The organism is Pedobacter sp. ISL-64, assembly GCF_018613605.1.
Classification (GTDB): Bacteria; Bacteroidota; Bacteroidia; order Sphingobacteriales; family Sphingobacteriaceae; genus Pedobacter.
In genome coordinates this window covers 111,245-131,570 of record NZ_JAGGPU010000006.1, presented here as the reverse complement: position 1 = coordinate 131,570, position 20,326 = coordinate 111,245, and the positions used below count along the sequence as shown (strand labels likewise).

Annotated in this window: 11 protein-coding genes; all 11 read left to right on the top strand. The window is 40.0% G+C overall.

Features of this window, described 5'->3' with window-relative positions:
• The 11 genes from J7E57_RS08580 (at nt 1) to J7E57_RS08530 (ending at nt 20,323) form a co-directional block, all read left to right on the top strand.
• Nucleotides 1-1,641, top strand: coding sequence for a polysaccharide lyase family 1 protein (locus J7E57_RS08580; RefSeq protein WP_215127046.1), 1,641 nt, complete (start codon nt 1-3; stop codon nt 1,639-1,641).
• 176 nt (nt 1,642-1,817) lie between these two features.
• The gene (locus J7E57_RS08575; RefSeq protein ID WP_215127044.1) at nt 1,818-4,979 is read left to right on the top strand and encodes a DUF6298 domain-containing protein; all 3,162 of its coding nucleotides are present in this window, start codon (nt 1,818-1,820) and stop codon (nt 4,977-4,979) included.
• Between the two features lies 1 nt (nt 4,980).
• On the top strand, nt 4,981-6,381 hold the full coding sequence (locus J7E57_RS08570) for a glycoside hydrolase family 140 protein (protein WP_215127042.1): 1,401 nt from the start codon (nt 4,981-4,983) through the stop codon (nt 6,379-6,381).
• Nucleotides 6,382-6,507: 126 nt separating this feature from the next.
• Nucleotides 6,508-7,434, top strand: coding sequence for a glycoside hydrolase family 43 protein (locus tag J7E57_RS08565; RefSeq protein ID WP_317196535.1), 927 nt, complete (start codon nt 6,508-6,510; stop codon nt 7,432-7,434).
• Nucleotides 7,435-7,543: 109 nt separating this feature from the next.
• The gene (locus J7E57_RS08560) at nt 7,544-9,376 is read left to right on the top strand and encodes an exo-alpha-sialidase (protein WP_215127040.1); all 1,833 of its coding nucleotides are present in this window, start codon (nt 7,544-7,546) and stop codon (nt 9,374-9,376) included.
• Nucleotides 9,377-9,588: 212 nt separating this feature from the next.
• The gene (locus J7E57_RS08555; RefSeq protein ID WP_251029860.1) at nt 9,589-11,007 is read left to right on the top strand and encodes a sialate O-acetylesterase; all 1,419 of its coding nucleotides are present in this window, start codon (nt 9,589-9,591) and stop codon (nt 11,005-11,007) included.
• A complete protein-coding gene (locus tag J7E57_RS08550) occupies nt 11,007-13,781 on the top strand; it encodes a glycoside hydrolase family 2 protein (protein WP_215127038.1) in 2,775 nt (924 codons plus the stop codon). Before J7E57_RS08555 ends, J7E57_RS08550 begins: the two co-directional genes overlap by 1 nt.
• Before the next feature lie 110 nt (nt 13,782-13,891).
• Nucleotides 13,892-16,630 (top strand): alpha-L-rhamnosidase, encoded by a 2,739-nt coding sequence (locus J7E57_RS08545; protein ID WP_251029859.1) that lies wholly within the window; start codon nt 13,892-13,894, stop codon nt 16,628-16,630.
• A gap of 101 nt (nt 16,631-16,731) precedes the next feature.
• Nucleotides 16,732-17,394, top strand: a complete 663-nt coding sequence (locus J7E57_RS08540) for a DUF3826 domain-containing protein (protein ID WP_251029858.1) — start codon at nt 16,732-16,734, stop codon at nt 17,392-17,394.
• A 162-nt stretch (nt 17,395-17,556) separates the two neighbouring features.
• On the top strand, nt 17,557-18,693 hold the full coding sequence (locus J7E57_RS08535) for a sialidase family protein (protein ID WP_215127036.1): 1,137 nt from the start codon (nt 17,557-17,559) through the stop codon (nt 18,691-18,693).
• 250 nt (nt 18,694-18,943) lie between these two features.
• On the top strand, nt 18,944-20,323 hold the full coding sequence (locus J7E57_RS08530; protein WP_215127034.1) for an acetylxylan esterase: 1,380 nt from the start codon (nt 18,944-18,946) through the stop codon (nt 20,321-20,323).
• Nucleotides 20,324-20,326 lie beyond the last annotated feature (3 nt).

Below are 20,326 nucleotides of genomic sequence, written 5' to 3'. Positions count from 1 at the left end.
ATGCGTACCTGGAATTCAATTTTTAGCGTAATAGCGCTTTGTGGCATTGGAAATGTAGCTTTTGCACAATATCCGGTAATCCCAGAGGCAATGGAAAAGAAAGCCGATTCGCTTTTAAAAAGCATTGAAGAAAAATCTGAACTGCAATTTTTAAAAGTAAAACACATTGTAGATGAAGAAGCAAAACATGGTAAACCTTATATTCCATGGGCAGCAAAACCAGGTGATTTGCCACAAGCTAAAACAGTGGCCTTTCCGGGTGCTGAAGGTGGTGGTGCTTATTCTTTTGGTGGCCGCGGAGGAAAAGTTTACATAGTAACCAGTCTTGAAGATTCTGGCAGCGGAACTTTACGTGAGGCCTGCGAGCAGGGAGGTGCCCGAATTATTGTTTTTAACGTTTCTGGTATCATCAAATTAAAAACGCCATTGATTATCCGTGCTCCTTATATTACCATTGCCGGTCAAAGTGCGCCTGGCGATGGGGTCTGTGTGGCTGGCGAATCAGTTTGGATTAACACCCATGATGTAGTGATCCGTTATATGCGTTTCCGTCGTGGTGCAACCGATGTTACCCGTAGAGATGATGCCATTGGCGGAAATCCTGTAGGAAACATTATTATCGATCACGTTTCGGCAAGTTGGGGATTAGATGAAAATATGTCGATTTACCGCCATGTTTACGATCCAAAAGATGGTTCTAAACCTGTAAAATTACCTACAGTAAACGTTACCATTCAGAATTCGATCTTTTCTGAGGCTTTAGATACCTATAACCATGCTTTCGGAAGTACAATTGGTGGTTTGAACAGTACCTTTATGCGTAACCTTTGGGCATCAAATATCAGCAGGAATCCATCTGTTGGCATGTATGGCGATTTTGGTTTTGCCAATAACGTCATCTTCAATTGGTGGAACAGGAGTGCCGATGGTGGCGATAATGCCTCATTTTATAGTTTCATTAACAACTATTATAAACCAGGACCGATTACCCCTGCAGGGGAACCGATTTCTTATCGTATCTTAAAACCTGAATCGGGCAGAGATAAAAAGTTTGCCAACGAATTTGGTAAAGCTTATATAACCGGAAATATTATAGAAGGAAACGAAAAGGTAACCAAAAATAATTGGGATGGTGGTGTTCAACCTGAAAGCAAAAGAGATAAACAAAAATTATTAGATTCGATGAAAGTGGATAAACCTTTGCCAATGGCGAAAATATCCATCATTGATACCAAAAAAGCTTATGATTATGTTTTGGCCAATGCTGGTGCATCTCTTCCTGTTAGAGACGCTGTTGATCAACGCATCATCAGGCAGGTAACTACTGGTAAAATTGATCATGTTGAGGATGGGAAACTTCCAGCTCAACAAAGTTATGTAAAACGCCGTTTGCCTGCTGATTCATACAAAAAAGGCATTATTTCCGATATTGCACAAGTTGGGGGCTATCCTGAATATAAAGGAAAACCTTATGTAGACACAGATCATGATGGAATACCAGATGCCTGGGAAACAAAAAACGGACTAAATCCGAAAGATGCTAAGGATGCCTCAAAAATTTCGAAATCAGGTTATGCCAATATCGAAGTTTATTTAAATAGCTTGGTGGATATCAATAAAGTGAGACCTGCGAAAGGTTAAAGAAAAAAGACTAAAGCTGACAGGCTGATAACCTTAAGAAGAATCGTCATCTCGACTGAAGCGAAGCGGAATGGAGAGATCTATCCAAATAGATTTCTCGACTGCGTTGCACTCCGCTCGAAATGACGATCAAGAGAGAGAAATCCTCAATGCCTTTGTGGTCAAAAAAATAAAATATGCCAAAAACTAACCACATATTAAAAGTTATACAACTAAAAACCTTACCATTTTTGGTAATGGCACTTTTGGCGACTAACTTTTCATTTGCCCAAAAAACAAAACCGGTAGAGCCACCAAAACCTATCTTTAAAGGGAAGGATGGCAAAATGGCTTATACACCGGATACAGATGGAAACCGGATTCCCGATTTTTCTTATGCTGGTTACATGGCAGGCGAAAAAGCCATTCCTAATGCAACAATAAAGGTCGTTGTTCCTGTTTCAAAGGGCGATGCCACCTTCAGGATTCAGTCAGCAATTAATTATGTTTCGAAATTACCGCTCGGTAAAGATGGATTACGTGGCGCCGTTTTATTAGAAAAAGGAACTTATGAAGTTGCAGGAACATTAAGGTTGTCGGCATCTGGAGTGGTGCTCCGTGGAAGTGGAATGGGCGAAAACGGTACGAAGATCTTTGCAACTGGTTTAGACCGGATTGGTGTAATCAGGATTATAGGTCAAAAAAACAGGATAGAAGAACAGGCAATCGCGGTTACTGATCCTTATGTGCCCGTTAATGCAAATAAAATTACACTGTCTAATGCCAATGGATTTAAAGTAGGTGATCAGATTATTATTAACAGGCCATCAACTAAAGAATGGATCGAAACCCTTAAAACGGTCGAGTTCGGTGGTGGAGAAAGTGCTTTGGGATGGAAACCAGGAACAAGGGATATTCATTGGGATAGAAAAATTATCGCCATAAATGGCAATACAATAACTTTCGATGTGCCAATTACAACAGCTTTAGATGCTAAATATGGTGGCGCAACTGTTTCGAAGTATAAATGGGGTGGAAGAATTGTGCAAACAGGTATTGAAAATCTGAAAATTGAATCAGATTATCATAAAGAAAATATTAAAGACGAATACCACCGTTGGACAGCTATCTGTTTAGAAAACGTACAAGATGCCTGGGTTCGTCAGGTGGTTTTTGAGCATTTTGCAGGTTCTGCAGTAAATGTTTTGGAAACTTCAAAAAGGATTACTGTTGAAGATTGTAAATCGTTAGCTCCAATTTCCGAAATCGGTGGCGAGCGCCGTTTTACCTTTTTAACAACCGGTCAGCAAACGCTTTTCCAAAGGTTGTACTCAGAATATGGCTACCATGACTTTGCAGTAGGTTTCTGTACTCCAGGCCCCAATGTTTTTGTACAGTGTCAGTCTTATTTGCCTTTCAGTTTTAGCGGCGCAATTGATAGCTGGGCATCAGGCGTTTTATTCGATATCGTAAATATTGATGGACAAGCGTTGAGTTATTTAAACCGCGGACAGGATGGGCAAGGTGCTGGCTGGAGTGCTGCAAATAGTGTTTTTTGGCAATGTAGTGCCGCAAGGGTTGATAATTTTCAGCCCCCAACGGCTCAAAACTGGGCTTTTGGAACCTGGTCTCAATTTGCCGGAAATGGCTATTGGGATATGTCGAACGAACAGATTCAGCCGCGAAGCTTATATTATGCCCAACTAAAAGATAGATTGGGAAGTGAAGCAGATAGTAGGAATTTTGTGCTACCTGTTGAAACGGAAGCATCAAGCAGTCCGCCTGTAGATGTTGCATTAAAACTGACAAAATTGGCCTACAAACCTGCCTTAACCGTCTCAGAATATATTGATGCAGCATCTGACAGGAATAGAATCCCGACAGATGCCGGTTCGGTAAAGAGCATTGATAAGATCGGCTTAGATCAAGTTATTCAACCTGCTCTTGCGGGTGCGATGGGCATCAAAAATGGTTGGTTGGTTCGTGGCAGCGAAATCGTTCTCGGCGGTCGTCAGGATGTGCCTTGGTGGAACGGAAGCGCCCGTCCGTATGGATTAAAAAATACCAAGTTTCATATCACACGTTTCGTTCCTGGTCGTTCAGGTAATGGTTTAACAGATGATCTGGATTCGATGACCGATGCCATGAAAAACGGTCAGGTTAAAGTGCTAGATCACAATTATGGCCTTTGGTACGATAGAAGAAGAGATGATCACGAACGCATCCGCCGTATGGATGGCGAAGTTTGGGCACCTTTTTATGAATTGCCTTTCGCTCGTAGCGGACAGGATAAAGCCTGGGATGGTTTGAGCAAATATGATATTACCAAATACAACCTTTGGTATTGGGATAGGTTAAAGCAATTTGCTAATCTGGCCGATCAAAAAGGGCTAGTTTTAATTCACGAGAACTATTTTCAACACAACATTATCGAGGCTGGGGCGCATTATGCTGATTTCCCTTGGCGTACCGCAAACAATATCAACAATACAGGTTTCCCAGAACCAGTGCCGTATGCTGGCGACAAGCGCATTTTTATGGCCGAGCAATTTTACGATATCAGCAACGAACACCGCAAGGCAATCCATAAAGCTTATATCAGAAAATGTTTAGAGAATTTTGATGGAAACACAGGCGTTATCCAATTAATCGGTGCCGAATTCACCGGTCCGTTGCACTTTGTTCAGTTCTGGATCGATACCATAAAAGAATGGGAAAAAGAAACAGGTAAACACCCAATTATTGGCTTAAGTGTAACCAAAGATGTGCAGGATGCGATTTTGGCTGATCCAAAGCGTGCTGGTGTTGTTGATCTGATCGATATCAGGTACTGGCATTACCAGGCCGATGGAACGGCTTATGCGCCACAAGGTGGTTTAAGTTTGGCGCCACGTCAGCATGCACGTTTGTTAAAACCTAAAAAAACATCTTTCGAAGAAGTTTATCATGCCGTTTCAGTGTATAAAAATAAATTCCCCGAAAAAGCGGTGATTTATTCGGGCGATAGTTTTGACAGTTTCGGTTGGGCAATTTTAATGGGAGGAGGTTCGCTCTCCAATGTCGATGGAATTGATGCTTCAATTTTAACCGCGGCATCTTCGATGAAACCCTTTTTACCCACAGATAAATCTGCAAAACAATATGGTTTAGAAAACCCGGGCAAAGCTTATATTTTGTATAACGCTTCTGCAAATGCCATCAATCTCGATTTTAGCAGATTATCTGGAAAATTCAATGTAAAAGTGCTGAACACCAGAACAGGGAAAGTGCTTAAAGAAGAGAAAATTAATGCTGGCGCTATTACCAAGTTAGAGAAGGTTGGGTCAGGAGACGAAGTCATCATCATCAATAAAATTTAACATGAACATTAAATCTAAAATATTTCTGCTTGTTGTGGTTTCTTGCTTAGCTTTTGGCTGTAAGAAAAAAACGCATTTTGGTGATAAAAGTCTCTTGGTTTCAGAGAATGGAAGATATTTAACCACTGGTGATGGTAAACCATTCTTCTGGCTTGGCGACACTGGTTGGTTACTGTTTGGCAGGTTAACAAGAGAAGAAGCAAATACTTACCTCGAAGACCGCAAACAGAAAGGTTTTAATGTCATCCAGGTGATGTTATTACATGATGTTCCATCGAGAAATGTATACCTAGATTCCTCAGTTGTACATGCAGATGTATCAAAGCCGATGCTTACACCGGGCAATAATCCAAAAGATTCTTTGGCCTATGATTATTGGGATCATGTTGATTACATTATCGATAAAGCCGCCGAAAAAGGTCTCTATATGGTATTAGTGCCTGTTTGGGGTACAAATGTTAAAGCTGGAAAAGTTAACAAGGAGCAAGCAAAAGCTTATTCCGAGTTTTTGGCGAAACGTTACAAAGAGAAATGGAATATAATCTGGCTCAATGGTGGCGATATTAAAGGCAGCGATAAAAAAGAAGTTTGGAATACCATTGGAGAAACTTTAAGGGCAAATGACCCCAATCACCTTATTACTTTTCACCCTAGGGGAAGAACAGCTTCATCACAATGGTTTCAAAATGCAAAATGGTGCGATTTTGATATGGTACAATCTGGCCACCGCCGATATGATCAGGATACCTCTAAAAATGAGAAATTACATTATGGAGAAGATAACTGGAAATACATTGAAGCCGATTATAAACTGAAACCAACTAAGCCGACAATTGATGGAGAGCCTTCTTATGAGGATATTCCACAAGGTTTACACGACACCCTCCAACCACGTTGGACAGATAGTGATATAAGAAGATATGGTTACTGGTCGGTTTTTGCAGGTGCCTTTGGCTATACCTATGGCCATAATTCGGTGATGCAGATGTATAAAAAAACAGATTTAAAGCCTGCTTATGGCCCTAAAGACCAGTGGATAACGGCTATAAATGCACCAGGCGCTAGACAAATGCAGTATTTGAAAGATTTGATGTTATCTCATCCTTATTTCGACCGTGTGCCTGATCAGACTTTGGTAGCAGGTAAAAACGGCGAAAAGTACGATCGGATTCTTGCCACAAGAGGTGAAGAATTTGCACTGCTTTACACTTATACCGGGCGCAATTTCAGCGTGCAACTAGGCAAAATAGATGGTGATGAAGTAAAAGCATCATGGTTTGATCCAAGAACAGGGAAAATCACCCCAATTGGAGAATTTGAAAATAAAGGAATAAAAGAGTTTAACCCACCAGGTGAGCCTGCAAATGGCAACGATTGGGTATTGGTGTTGGAAGAAATATAGTAGATAAGTCGTCATCTCGAGTGAAGCGCAGCGGAATCGAGAGATCTTTTATAACAACTTTAACAGATTTCTCCACTTCGGTCGAAATGACGACCAAACGAAAAAGAAAATAACAATAAAAAAACGGTGTTTAAACCCAATTCCATATCATCATTTCGCTTAGCTATAATTGGCCTGCTGCTTTGTGGCTTAACATCCTGCACAAAACATGCTTATATATTTACCTCCTTCCACGAGCCAGCCAACGAAGGCTTGAGGCTTTTATACAGTTATGATGCTTACCATTGGACAGATTTAAATAAAACCTTCTTGAAACCCGAAGTTGGAACACAGAAAGTTTTACGCGATCCATCAATCGTTCAAGGCCAGGATGGAACCTTTCATTTGGTTTGGACCTGTAGTTGGAAAGGCGATAAAGGCTTCGGTTACGCAAGTTCTAGAGACCTGATCAACTGGAGTGTGCAAAAGTTTCTTCCGGTAATGGAAAGTGAGCCAAAAACGGTAAATGTTTGGGCACCGGAAATCTTTTACGATAACGAGAAAAATGAATATATAATCATCTGGGCTTCAACCATACCGTTCCGCTTTGCTAAAGGAATAGAGGAAGAAGAAAATAACCACCGGATGTATAGTATTACAACCAAAGATTTTGAGACTTTCTCAAAACCAAAACTGTTTCTCGATCCTGGTTTTAGTGTAATCGATGCGGTTATTGTGAAACGGGCAACTAAAGATTATGTGCTGGTTTTAAAAGATAATACCCGCCCAAATAGGAATTTAAAAGTTGCTTTTGCAAAGGATGCTTTAGGTCCTTATGAAGATGTTTCTGAAACTTTTAGTCCGAAATTAACGGAAGGACCAACGGTTGTTAAAGTCGGAAAGGATTGGCTGATTTATTTTGATGCCTACGGACAAAAGATTTATTCAGCTTATAAAACAGCCGATTTTAAGTCTTTTAAAGATGTAACTGCGGAGGTTTCAATCCCCGAAGGACATAAACACGGAACAATTATAAAAGTGAAAAGGAAAGTGATCGAGAGATTGAGGAAATAAATAGATAACTCGTCATTGCGAGGCACGAAGCAATCCTAATGCGGAAGAAGTAAACCCCATAGTTGTAAGATTGCTTCGTGCCTCGCAATGACGAAATGTATAGCATAACATGATAATATTAAAAATACTTTGTTTAAGCTTACCATTGGCACTTGCAATAAAAACCTCGCAGGCGCAGGATACAGTGCGTTATACAGGCAAAACCTTGGTAAACGCAGATTATCATCATGGCCAGCTTTCGCCGGTGATGGGCGTACACAGTATCCAAACTTTTAGGGCAAACAGAGAACATCCAGAACTGGCCGAAAACTTTGGCTGGACCTACAACCATGCGCCGATGTTGGCTTATTGGAACAACAAATTTTACATCGAATATTTGAGCGATAAAGTTGGAGAAAGTATCCCGCCAGGACAAACATTATTACAGTCCTCAAAAGACGGCTACACCTGGACTAAGCCGGACGTTGTTTTTCCGATTTACAGAATTCCTGATGGAACCACAAAAGAGGGTAGAACTGATGTAGCAAAGGATTTAGATGCCGTGATGCATCAACGCATGGGCTTTTATGTTTCTACTAAAAACCTGTTCCTTGTTTTGGGTTTTTACGCCATCAGTTTTGATGCAAAAGATGACCCGAACGATGGCCATGGAATTGGCAGGGCTGTAAGAGAAATTCAGGCAGATGGAAAATACGGACCAATTTATTTCATCCATTACAATCCAGGTTATTCGGAGAAAAACACCAAATACCCATTGTATACCAGAAGTAAAAGTAAAACTTTTATTGAAGCGTGTAATGAATTATTGGCTAATAAATTAATGACACAACAATGGAATGAAGAGGCAGATAGAAAAGATCCTTTGATTACTTTACAAAAACAGTATAAAGCATTTAGTTATTATCACTTGCCTGATGGAAGAGTAGTTGGTTTATGGAAAAATGCCTTAACGGCAATCAGCAATGATAACGGTAAAAGCTGGCCTGAAAACGCTTCGCGCGCACCGGGTTTTGTAAACAGTAATGCCAAAATATGGGGTCAAAAAACTGCTGATGGTAATTATGCAACGGTTTATAATCCTTCAGAGTATAGGTGGCCGTTAGCCATTTCGACCAGTAAAAACGGCTTAGATTATACCAACCTTTTATTGGTGCATGGTGAAATTACGCCAATGCGTTACGGAGGTAATTACAAATCTTACGGTCCGCAGTATGTTCGTGGTATTGAAGAAGGGAATGGAAAACCCGCGGATGGGAAGTTATGGGTAACCTACAGCATGAATAAAGAAGACATCTGGGTTTCTTCGGTTCCAGTACCCGTTAATGATAAAACCACACAACATGTAAATGATGATTTTGGCAAAATGCCGGCTGATAAAGGACTCGAAATGTGGAACATATACAGTCCGCTTTGGGCGCCTGTTAAAGTCGATAACGGTACTTTGGTTTTAAAAGATAAAGATCCGTTCGACTATGCAAAAGCCGAAAGACTGTTTCCTGCATCCAGAAAAATTATTGCTTCGTTTTCGGTTACGCCAAGGCAAAATGATTTTGGTTTGTTGGAAATCGAATTGCAGGATGCAAAAGGAATGGCAACTGTACGCCTGATTTTTGATACTGCAGGAACTTTAAGCGCAAAAGCCGGTGCACGGTATAAAAACTTCATGAAATATGAGGCAGGGAAAAGTTATGATATCAAACTAAAATTAGATGCGTTTACCCGATTTTACGCCATCACTGTTAATGGAAAAGATGCATTAACAAGTTTGGCTTTTCAGCCAGTTGCCGATGTTTCCAGAATTGTTTTCCGCACCGGTGATGTTCGTCGTTTTCCTGATATAGATACACCTGCCGATCAAACCTATGATTTGAAAAATGCAGGGGAATCAGAGAAAAGGGAAGCTGTTTATTCGATTAAATACTTAAAAACGGAGGGATTTTGATGAGATTTTTTTCTAAACATATCGTCATTCCGACCGTAGTGGAGGAATCTTTGAACCTAACGGAAAAGATTTCTCGGCTTCGTTGCACTTCGCTCGAAATGACGGAAGAGAAGGCGTCATTGCGAGGAGGTACGACGAAGCAATCTTTCCTATGCGTCGTTCCCAATTCGATTGGGAATCCTATAGGCTTTAAGATCCCCGCCTGCGCGGGAATGACGACACTAATAATTCTACTTTCTCTTTTCTCCCTATCCACCAATGCAAAAATCCTCTTGCCTCAGATCTTATCGAGCAATATGGTTTTACAACGGGATAAACCCATCAATATCTGGGGTTTTGCATCTCCGGATGAGAAAGTTAAAGTCACTTTTGCTGGACAAAAAAAACAGACAATAACTGATAAAAATGGGAATTGGCTTCTTGTTTTAGCTCCACTCAAAACATCAGTAAAGCCGCAAACAATGTCTATCACTGGCTCAAATAAAATTATATTAACCAATATTCTGGTTGGCGAAGTTTGGGTGTGTTCAGGTCAATCCAATATGGAATATGCGATGCGCAAACTGGCTAAAATCCCCAAACCCAAAAATGAGTACTTTGGTTTTCCATCCGATGAAGTAGCCAAAGCACACAATAATCAGATCAGGATTTTCCTGGTTAACCGTAAAACATTAAACAAACCCGATTCGATCCACAAAAGCTGGTCTGTAGCACAAGATTCCGCTTTACGTGCTTTTTCTGCTGTTGGTTATTTCTTTGCGAAAGAAATTCAGGAAAAATTAGGTATTCCCGTAGGCATGATCTCTTCGGCCATTCCAGGCAGCGCCATTGAACCGTGGATTTCAGAAAATGCATTTGCGCAGGAAGATTACTTCAAAAACCAAAAAGTAAATAATGATCCTGGCAAATTTTATCCGACCATGATCGAACCTTTAACACAATTTAAAATCCGCGGCTTTCTTTGGTATCAAGGCGAAACCAATTGCTTTCTGAACGAGAAAATCAGCTACGCCTATAAAATGAAAGTATTGATCAATAGTTGGAGAAAAGCCTGGAAAGAAAAGGATCTGCCGTTTTATTATGTTCAAATTGCGCCCTTCAACTATTCAAAAACCAAAGGCAAAGTGCCTGTTGATGAAAATACAGAACCCGAATTTTGGGAAGCACAAACACTGTTGTTGCGCTTGCAAAACACTGGAATGGTTTCTACGAGCGATTTAACCGATTCGAACGAAGATCTGCATCCAACCTATAAATGGGTAGTGGGTAAGAGATTGGCAGTGTGCGCATTAGCCCAAGCCTATTACCAGCACCTGGATTTCTCAGGTCCAATTTATAGATCAGCAACTTTCGGCTTTGGTAAAGCATTGTTGGATTTTGAATACTTACACTCAATCGGAACAACTGCCCTTAGAGGCTTTACAATTGCTGGAAAAGATGGAAAATTTGTAAACGCTGATGCGGTAGTGAGTAATGGAGGGTTGATCGTTTCTTCAAAAGAAATTACCGAACCAGTTGCCGTGCGTTATAACTGGACGGAAAATCCAACAGGGAATTTTTATAATTACGGTTTGCCAGCATTGCCTTTTAGAACCGATAATCCATTAACTAAAACTTTCAAAACCAATTAATGAAACGCAGATTTATACTTTTCTTGTGTTTAACAACCATGTTTTGCTCCCTAAAAGCACAGCAAACAGAAAAATTATACCTATCAGGAACAGGGAACGATAACACTGTTAACTGGGATTTCTTCTGCACAGCTGGTGCAAATTCGGGCAAATGGACCAGCATCCCCGTGCCATCAAATTGGGAGTTGCAAGGTTTTGGAAAATATAACTACGGTTTCAACAAAGAAGAAAATAAAGGGAAAGAACAAGGGCTTTATAAGTATACATTTAAGGTTCCTGCAGATTGGAAAAACCGAAAAATCAATATTGTTTTCGAGGGATCGATGACAGATACCGAGGTTAAAATCAATGGTAAATCTGCCGGAGAAACACATCAGGGTTCGTTTTATGTGTTTAGATACGATATTTCTAAATTGGTAAAACTGGGTAGCGATAATTTACTTGAGGTGAAGGTATCCAAACATTCAGCTAATCAATCGGTTAATGAAGCCGAACGTAAAGCAGATTTCTGGATTTTTGGCGGCATTTTCAGACCAGTTTACCTTGAATCTTTGCCTTTAACACATATCGATAGAATTCAGATAGATACCAAAGCCAACGGAAATTTCGATGCAAAACTTGCTTACACAGGCGATGCCGATAAAGTTGAAGTAGAAGTTTTTACGAAAGATGGTAAACGTTTTGGAGATCGATTTACCACTTCAATAAAGAAAGGAACACAAAGTATAACGCTTAGCCATCAGTTTTCTAATCCGGAATTGTGGTCGTCAGAGTTTCCAAATCTTTACACTGCAACATTCACTTTAGTTAAAAATGGCAAAGAAATCCATCAGCTTTCTAAAAAGCTAGGTTTCAGAACGGTAGAAGTAAAAGAACGTGATGGTGTATATGTAAATGGGGTGAAAATGAAATTTAAAGGTGTAAACCGTCACTCTTTTTACCCATCCTCAGGCAGAACAACGAGTAAAAAAATCAGTATTGCTGATGTGCTGTTAATGAAAGAAATGAACATGAATGCCGTTCGGATGTCGCATTATCCACCAGATGGACACTTCTTAGACGTTTGTGATTCGCTCGGCTTATTCGTAATGGATGAATTGGCAGGCTGGCATGGTACTTATGATACACCTACGGGAACAAAATTGATGAAAGAAATGATGCTGAATGATGAAAATCATCCGTCAATCATCTTTTGGGCAAATGGCAATGAAGGCGGACATAACCGCGAACTTGATCATCGTTTTGCTGAAGAAGATATACAAAAACGCCCTTTAATCCACCCCTGGGAAGTTTTTGGAGGTTTCGAAACCACCCATTACCGCGAATTTAACTACGGAATCGGCAATTACGATCATGGTCATAACATTTTAATGCCTACTGAATTTCTGCATGGCATGTGGGATGGCGGTCACGGTGCGGGCATTGAAGATTACTGGAATGCCATGTGGAACAATCCGCTTTCGGCTGGTGGTTTCCTTTGGGATTTTGCCGATCAGGCTGTGGTGCGTACCGATAAAAACGGCGAATTAGATACCGATGGAAATCATGGTCCTGACGGAATTGTTGGACCTTATCACGAAAAAGAAGGTAGTTTTTTTACCATTAAAGAAGTCTGGAGCCCTGTTTTTGTAGAGAAAAGAGAAATGACAGCTGGTTTTGATGGTTCGTTTACATTAGAAAACCGTTATGCATTTACCAATCTCAATCAATGTACTTTCAACTGGAAATTGAAGAGATTAAAAGCGGTAACTGATGCAGCATTCAAATCGGGTAAAGCAGACGCTCCAAATATCAAACCTTTCGAAAAAGGAAAATTAAAAGTTAATCTTCCAGCAGATTGGAGAAGCTTTGATGTGTTATACTTAACTGCGGATGCACCAGATGGCAAGGAATTGTTTACCTGGAGTTTCCCGATTGCCTTACCAAAGGATGATGCGGCGAAAATTGTGGGTAAAACGGGTACTTCAAAAGTGAAATGCTGGGATACAGCTGAAACATTTTGGATTTCTGTAAATGATTTGACATTTACAATAAATCAGCATAACGGAATGTTGGAGAAGGTTACCAATTCCAAAGGCCTGATTCCATTTTCAAACGGACCAATCTTGCAGGAAGGCGTGAATAATTTCAAAAACTTCACACAAAAAATGGATGGAGAAAATTTAGTGATTTCATCAAAATTTGATAAAAAAGAAAGTTGGAATACTTTACAATGGACGATTTATCCTTCAGGCTGGTTAAAAATGGAAGTGAAATATTTCCCATCAGATTACTTTACCACTTTCGTAGGACTGAACTTCTCTTATCCTGAATCAGAAATTAAAGCAGTTGAATATAAGGGAAACGGACCATACCGCGTTTCGAAAAACAGAATGAAAGGCACCCAATTTGGCATCTGGAAAAAGGATTATAACAATTCGGCAACAGGAGAGGCGCCTTGGCAATACCCTGAATTTAAAGGTTATTATTCAAACATGTATTGGTGTGAGTTTATTGGCAAACAACAATCGTTTAAGGTAGTTACGGATAGGGAAGATGTGTTTTTAAGGTTGTTTACACCGAAAAAATCAAAAGATACAGAATATGATAACATGAGTCCGACATTTCCGAATGGTGATATTTCATTTATGAACGCAATTTCGGCAATTGGCACAAAAACACAAAAACCAGAAACAACCGGACCAATGGGAATGAAGAATATTTATTACGATTTTGATAAAGCTCCAAGTAGAGCACTAAATATGACCTTGTATTTTGATTTTTCAGGTAGATAGGTTTAACCGTAAAGAACACTAAGTTTTTCGCAAAAAAAAAAGAAAGAGTAATTATAGAAGTAGAAAATCAGTGAAATCAATTAATCTGTGTAATCAACCACGAAGTATAAATGAACATTAAAATCTACATAGCGATCATCAGCATTTGGTTCCTATCCTTTTCAAGAGGGGTAGCGCAAGTCTCGTTGCAAAATACCACCTGCGAAATGCTCGAGAATCCTTTGGGTATTGATGTTTCGAAACCCCAGTTGGCATGGCATATCATCTCAAATGAAAGAAATGTAATGCAAACGGCTTACCAGATTTTGGTGTCTTCTTCGCCTGAGAAATTAAATGCTAATGAGGGCGATTTATGGGATTCAGGAAAAATTAACTCACCAGAATCTATTCATATAGCTTACAATGGAAAAGTGCTTAAAAGCCGGATGAAAGCCTATTGGAAAGTTAAAGTGTGGACTAATGTTGGACAAAGCGAATGGTCTGCTAACAACTATTTTTCGATGGGTTTGCTGTACTATAAAGATTGGCCAAAAGGCTGGATAGGTTTCGAAAGGGCATTCGCATGGGACAATATCAAAACCGATTCGCGTTTATCAGCCAGATATTTCAGAAAAGAATTTCAGAGCACGAAAACTGTAAGATCAGCCACCGCATCTATCATAGGTTTAGGTTTGTACGAACTCTATATCAACGGCAAAAAAGTTGGAAATGATGTTTTATCTCCATCACCTACAGATTACACCAAAAACGTAAAATATAACACTTATGATGTAACCAGTTACCTTCAGAATGGTAAAAATGCAGTTGGCACGATACTCGGAAATGGCCGTTTCTTCGCGATGCGCCAAAATGAAAAACCTTATAAAATTAAAACGTTTGGTTTTCCGAAAATGCTGATGAACATCAACATTGTTTACACCGATGGAACAACAGCAAATATTGATACCGACGATAGCTGGAAAGGCACAGCAGATGGGCCAATCAGAACCAATAACGAATATGATGGCGAAGAATACGATGCAACCAAAGAAGCAACAGGCTGGAATAAGGTAAGTTTTGACGATAGCAAGTGGGTAAAAGCAGAATTTGTACAAGAACCAACAGGAACCATTGAAGCCCAGATGAATGAAAACATGAAAGTGATGAATGTAGTTAAACCCGTTTCAATTACTAAACTTTCTGGTGACCGGTATATTTTGGATATGGGTCAAAACATGGCGGGTTGGTTGCAGATCAAGGTAAAAGGCGTAAAGGGCAAACAAATCAAAATGCGTTTTGCAGAGTCACTTCAAAATAATGGCGAACTTTTTACGGCTAATCTTCGCAATGCGAAATGTACCGATTTATACACTTTAAAAGGAGGAGAATTAGAAACCTGGGAGCCTACTTTTGCTTACCGCGGATTTAGATACGTAGAGCTTTCAGGATATACTTACCAACCATCAGTGAATGATTTTCTTGGCAAAATGATTTATGATAACATTAAAACGGTTGGAACTTTCGAAACTTCAGATGCTTTAACTAATCAGATCTTCAAAAATGCCTGGTGGGGCATCGCCGGAAGTTATAAGGGGATTCCGGTTGATTGCCCTCAACGCAACGAGCGGATGCCTTGGCTTGGCGATAGGGGCGCTGTGGCTTACGGAGAAAGTTTTCTTTTTGATAACGGACGCTTTTATACCAAATGGCTGCAGGACATCAGAAATTCGCAGAAAGAGGATGGCGCCATTCCTGATGTTGCACCTGCTTTCTGGAGGTATTACAGCGATAACATGACCTGGCCAGGAGCAATGCTTTTGGTGACCGAAATGCTTTACAAACAAATCGGCGATGTTTCTGTTGTTCGCGATAATTATCCGGCAATGAAAAAGTGGTTAGCTTACATGCAAGACCGCTACATGAAAGATTATATTTTAACTAAAGATAGTTACGGCGATTGGTGTATGCCACCCATTACCATCGAATTTGGCCGGGGTAAGAGTGCAGACAAGAAATATCCTTCTGAATTAATCTCAACGGCATATTATTATCATTTTACACAGTTGATGATACAATTCGCTAAAGTAAGCGGCAACGATGAAGATGTAAAAGCATATGAACTTTTGGGGAATAAAATCAAAGATGCTTTTAATCAGAAATATTATAACGATAAAGGTTATTATGCTACGAATGCGCTAACTGATAACATCATTCCACTTTATTTCGGAATGGTTCCACAAAATAAAATAGACCAGGTTTTTAAGAATGTCACTTATACTGTTGAAGTGACAAATAAAGGCCATTTAAGTAATGGTTTAGTCGGTATTCAGTGGCTAATGCGCTGTTTAAACGACTATGGGCGACCAGATTTAGCTTATACTGTGGCTACGCAAAAATCTTATCCTAGCTGGGGCTATATGGTCGATAATGGTGCAACCACCATTTGGGAATTATGGAATGGCAATACGGCTGATCCGAAAATGAATTCACAGAACCACGTGATGATGCTAGGCGATCTGCTGATCTGGTATTACGAAAACCTGGCTGGTATAAAATCAGAGGAGGCTGCTTTTAAAAAAATCACCATGAAACCTGAAATGATCAATGGTTTAAACTCGGTAAATGCAACTTACAATTCGGTTTATGGGTTAATCAAAAGCAGTTATAGCAAAACGGCTAACCAGTTTAACTGGAACATTACCATCCCAGCAAATACAACGGCGTTGGTTTATATTCCTGCAAATAATAAAAATGAAGTTTCAGAAAAAAATAAGTCAATAAAGGATTTAAAATTTGTAAAAATGGAGCATAATAGCGCTGTTTATGAACTTGGTTCTGGCGATTATGCTTTTGTGGTGGAGCGGAAATAAAATAATGGTTCGTGGTGACACGAACCATGGCGAGAAAGGATTACTGTATATAAGCCTCGGTTTGTGTCTTCACGAACCGAAGCAATAATTAAAACACAATTATGAGAAAGTTTTTTAAACCATTTATGCTACTCACCTTACTGATCACCTCAGTAAATGCATTCAGCCAAACCAAAGATATTGTTGTGCCAGAAGAAATCCTGGCAAAGGCAAAAGAATGGACTTCTGCACTAAATTTAACCGACGGAACAAAAAAATCTGCTGTCGAAAATGTAATTGCGGTTCATTTAACAACCATTAGAGATTGGCATAACGACCACCCATCATCAACTGTTCCTGACGGAATAAACCCTGTTACCGGCAATAAACTAAGTGATTTAGATAAACAGATCATTGCTGATTCTGCTATGCCATCAACGGTTCATCAATTGCTTATGGATGGATTGAAAAAGAATTTAACACCAGAGCAAATAGAAACCATTTTAGACAAATACACCATCGGAAAGGTTGATTTCACGATGAAAGGTTACAAAGCAATTGTTCTTGATTTAACCGCCGATGAGGAAGCCAAAATTTTGGCTTTTTTGAAACAAGCAAGAGAGCAGGCGGTAGATTATAAAAACATGAAGCAGATTTCAGCCATTTTCGAAATTTATAAAACGAAATCAGAGCAGATGCTGAATAACAATGGTCGCAGCTGGAGAGCACTTTACAGTGCTTATACCAAAAAGATTAAAGAAGAAAAAGCTAAGACAAAACAATAAATAGCTTCCTTAGCCGCATCGTCATTCCCGCGCAGGCGGGAACCACGTAGTGCTCAGCGAAGCTAATCTTAAAGCAAAAGAAACGCATAGCGAGTCTATTAAGATTCCCAGTCAAGCTGGGAATGACGTGGCGGAAATAGCAGGATGATTAACCTAAATATTATGTTAAAAAGAAAAATATACATCACCATCAATCTAATTTTTACTGTCGCCATTTGTGCCAATGCCCAGGTAGAAAAATGGCAAAATGGAATCGTAAAGCAAGAATTTATCTACGATAAAGCACCATTTCCATCATGCCACTCCGCAACAATAGCAGAAACGCCAACAGGTTTAGTGGCCTCGTTTTTTGGAGGAACAAAAGAACGGAATCCTGATGTAGAAATCTACATTAGTCGCTTTGTAGATGGCAAATGGTTAGCGCCGTTTTCGGTTGCAAATGGCATCCAACCTGATGGTAAAAGATTACCCACTTGGAATCCTGTTTTATATCAGGTTCCTGGTGGAGATTTACTGTTGTTTTATAAAATCGGGCCAAAACCATCAGAATGGTGGGGCATGATGAGAACCTCAAAAGATGGCGGTAAAACCTGGTCGGGTGCTACAAAATTGCCTGATGGTTATATCGGCCCTGTAAAAAACAAACCCGTTTTATTAAGCAACGGGAATCTCTTTGCACCATCGAGTAAAGAAGGCGACGGTTGGAAAATCCACTTCGAGGTAACCAAGGATAATGGTAAAACCTGGAGAACCGTAGGACCATTGTCTGAAAATGAAATCAAAGCCATTCAACCGAGCATTTTACAGCATGGAAATGGAAAATTGCAGCTATTGGCCAGAACAGCAAATCGAGCCATTGTAGAATCCTGGTCTGAAGATAACGGCGAAACCTGGTCGGCATTAACCAAAACATCATTACCCAATAACAATTCCGGTACAGATGCCGTAACCATGAAAGATGGCCGCCACGTATTGGTTTACAACCATGTTTTGCCTCCGGGCGATTTAGCCAAAGGGCCACGTACTCCATTAAATGTTTCCGTTTCAAAAGACGGAAAAAAATGGTCGGCCGCATTGATTCTGGAAGATTCGCCCATCAGCCAGTATTCTTATCCTGCGGTGATTCAAACTGCTGATGGCATGTTACATTTCATTTATACATGGAGAAGAGAGAAAATTAAACACGTTGTGGTTGATCCTTCGAAGCTAAAATTAAAGAAAATCAAAAATGGCATCTGGCCGAAACTGAAAGGTTATACGGCTCCGGTAATTACTGAAACTAAAAATGAGGAGGGTTAAGATGATAGATGTAATTAGAAACGTCATTTCGAGGTTGTTGCGATCGTCATTGCGAGGAGGCACGACGAAGCATTCTACCCTTTCTAGAAAGATTGCTTCGGCTGATAAACTATTTATTTGTCATGGATTTTGCGCTCGTCATGCTGAATTTATTTCAGCATCTTTCATGCTAGGCCGCCTTGCTATTAAGACCCTGAAACAAGTTCAGGGTGACGACCGATCGATTGGAAGAAAGATAAGTTTAGCATTAATGCTACTTTTCTCCGTTATTTCTTTAATTACATCCGGCCAAACCCAAAACACCGACAACCTCTATAAAAAGCCGCTTGTTGATGTTTTGAAAGAGATCCAAACACGCTTCAAGGTACAGATCAAATATTCAGAACTACAGGTAAAAGATAAATGGGTGAACTATGCAGAATGGCGTTTCCGTGCAAACATTGATGAAACTCTTGCAAACGTACTTGCACCTTTGGATATGAAAGTAAACAAAGAAAAGCCAGGTGTTTACAAATTGAAAGAATATGAATATTACCGTTGGGAGGTTCAGGATGGATGGGCCTATTTGGATAGCTTGGCGACCAAATACCACGACCAGGCCAGTTGGGAAAAACGTAAGGCGCAAATAAAGCCCGAATTATACCAAGCCTTATTATTATCGCCATTACCTGCCAAACCAAATTCAAAACCGATTATCACGGCGAAAAGAATTTTTGACGGGTATTCTGTAGAAAACATTGCATTAGAAATTTTACCTGGGGTTTGGATTAATGGCTCGCTATATAAACCGTTAAATTTTAAAGGAAAAATCCCATTGGTTTTAAGTCCTGACGGACACTGGGAAAAACAACGTTTTAGACCTGATTGCCAGATCCGCTGTGCAATGATTGCCAGAATGGGCGCTATGGCTTTTAGCTACGATTTATTTGCTTGGGGCGAATCGATGCTCCAGTTTAAATACGAAGATCATCGCAAAAGCTTGGCGCAAACCATTCAGGCTTTGGGGGGAATCAGGATTTTAGATTACTTCAGTGCGCTAAAAGAAACTGATACAGCCAGAATTGGCATCAGTGGAGGTTCGGGTGCAGGAAGTCATTCTATTCTAATGACCGCCATGGATGACAGGATTAAACTAAGTGCGCCCGTTGTAGCGATGTCATCTTACTTTTATGGTGGCTGCCCTTGCGAAAGCGGAATGCCAATCCATCAATGTGGTGGCGGAACCGATAACGTAGAACTGGCTGCAATGGCAGCACCTCGTCCCCAGTTATTGGTGTCAGATGGTAGCGACTGGACGGCACACACACCCGAACATGATTTTCCTTATCTACAAAAAATGTACAGTTATTATGGTGTGAAAGATAAGGTCGAGAATGTTCATCTTCCGGATGAAAAACATGATTTTGGCATTAACAAGCGCATTGCACTCTACGATTTCCTGATCAAAAACTTCAAACTAAATGGTACTGCAGTTAAAGATAAAGCCGGTAAATACAATGAAAGTAAAGTAACCATGGAAAAGGAAAATGCCCTTTATGTTTTTGGCGATAAAGGCGAAAAACTACCTAAAAATGCGGTGATGGGATTTGAAAATCTGGAAAAATTATTCCCGTTAAGCACAAGCAAATAGTGG

What these genes read in the sequence shown, in the direction of transcription:
- J7E57_RS08580 (WP_215127046.1), top strand. Translation starts at nt 1, where the DNA reads ATGCGTACCTGGAATTCAATTTTTAGCGTAATAGCGCTTTGTGGCATT.
- J7E57_RS08575 (WP_215127044.1), top strand. Translation starts at nt 1,818, where the DNA reads ATGCCAAAAACTAACCACATATTAAAAGTTATACAACTAAAAACCTTA.
- J7E57_RS08570 (WP_215127042.1), top strand. Translation starts at nt 4,981, where the DNA reads ATGAACATTAAATCTAAAATATTTCTGCTTGTTGTGGTTTCTTGCTTA.
- J7E57_RS08560 (WP_215127040.1), top strand. Translation starts at nt 7,544, where the DNA reads ATGATAATATTAAAAATACTTTGTTTAAGCTTACCATTGGCACTTGCA.
- J7E57_RS08555 (WP_251029860.1), top strand. Translation starts at nt 9,589, where the DNA reads ATGACGACACTAATAATTCTACTTTCTCTTTTCTCCCTATCCACCAAT.
- J7E57_RS08550 (WP_215127038.1), top strand. Translation starts at nt 11,007, where the DNA reads ATGAAACGCAGATTTATACTTTTCTTGTGTTTAACAACCATGTTTTGC.
- J7E57_RS08545 (WP_251029859.1), top strand. Translation starts at nt 13,892, where the DNA reads ATGAACATTAAAATCTACATAGCGATCATCAGCATTTGGTTCCTATCC.
- J7E57_RS08540 (WP_251029858.1), top strand. Translation starts at nt 16,732, where the DNA reads ATGAGAAAGTTTTTTAAACCATTTATGCTACTCACCTTACTGATCACC.
- J7E57_RS08535 (WP_215127036.1), top strand. Translation starts at nt 17,557, where the DNA reads ATGTTAAAAAGAAAAATATACATCACCATCAATCTAATTTTTACTGTC.
- J7E57_RS08530 (WP_215127034.1), top strand. Translation starts at nt 18,944, where the DNA reads ATGCTACTTTTCTCCGTTATTTCTTTAATTACATCCGGCCAAACCCAA.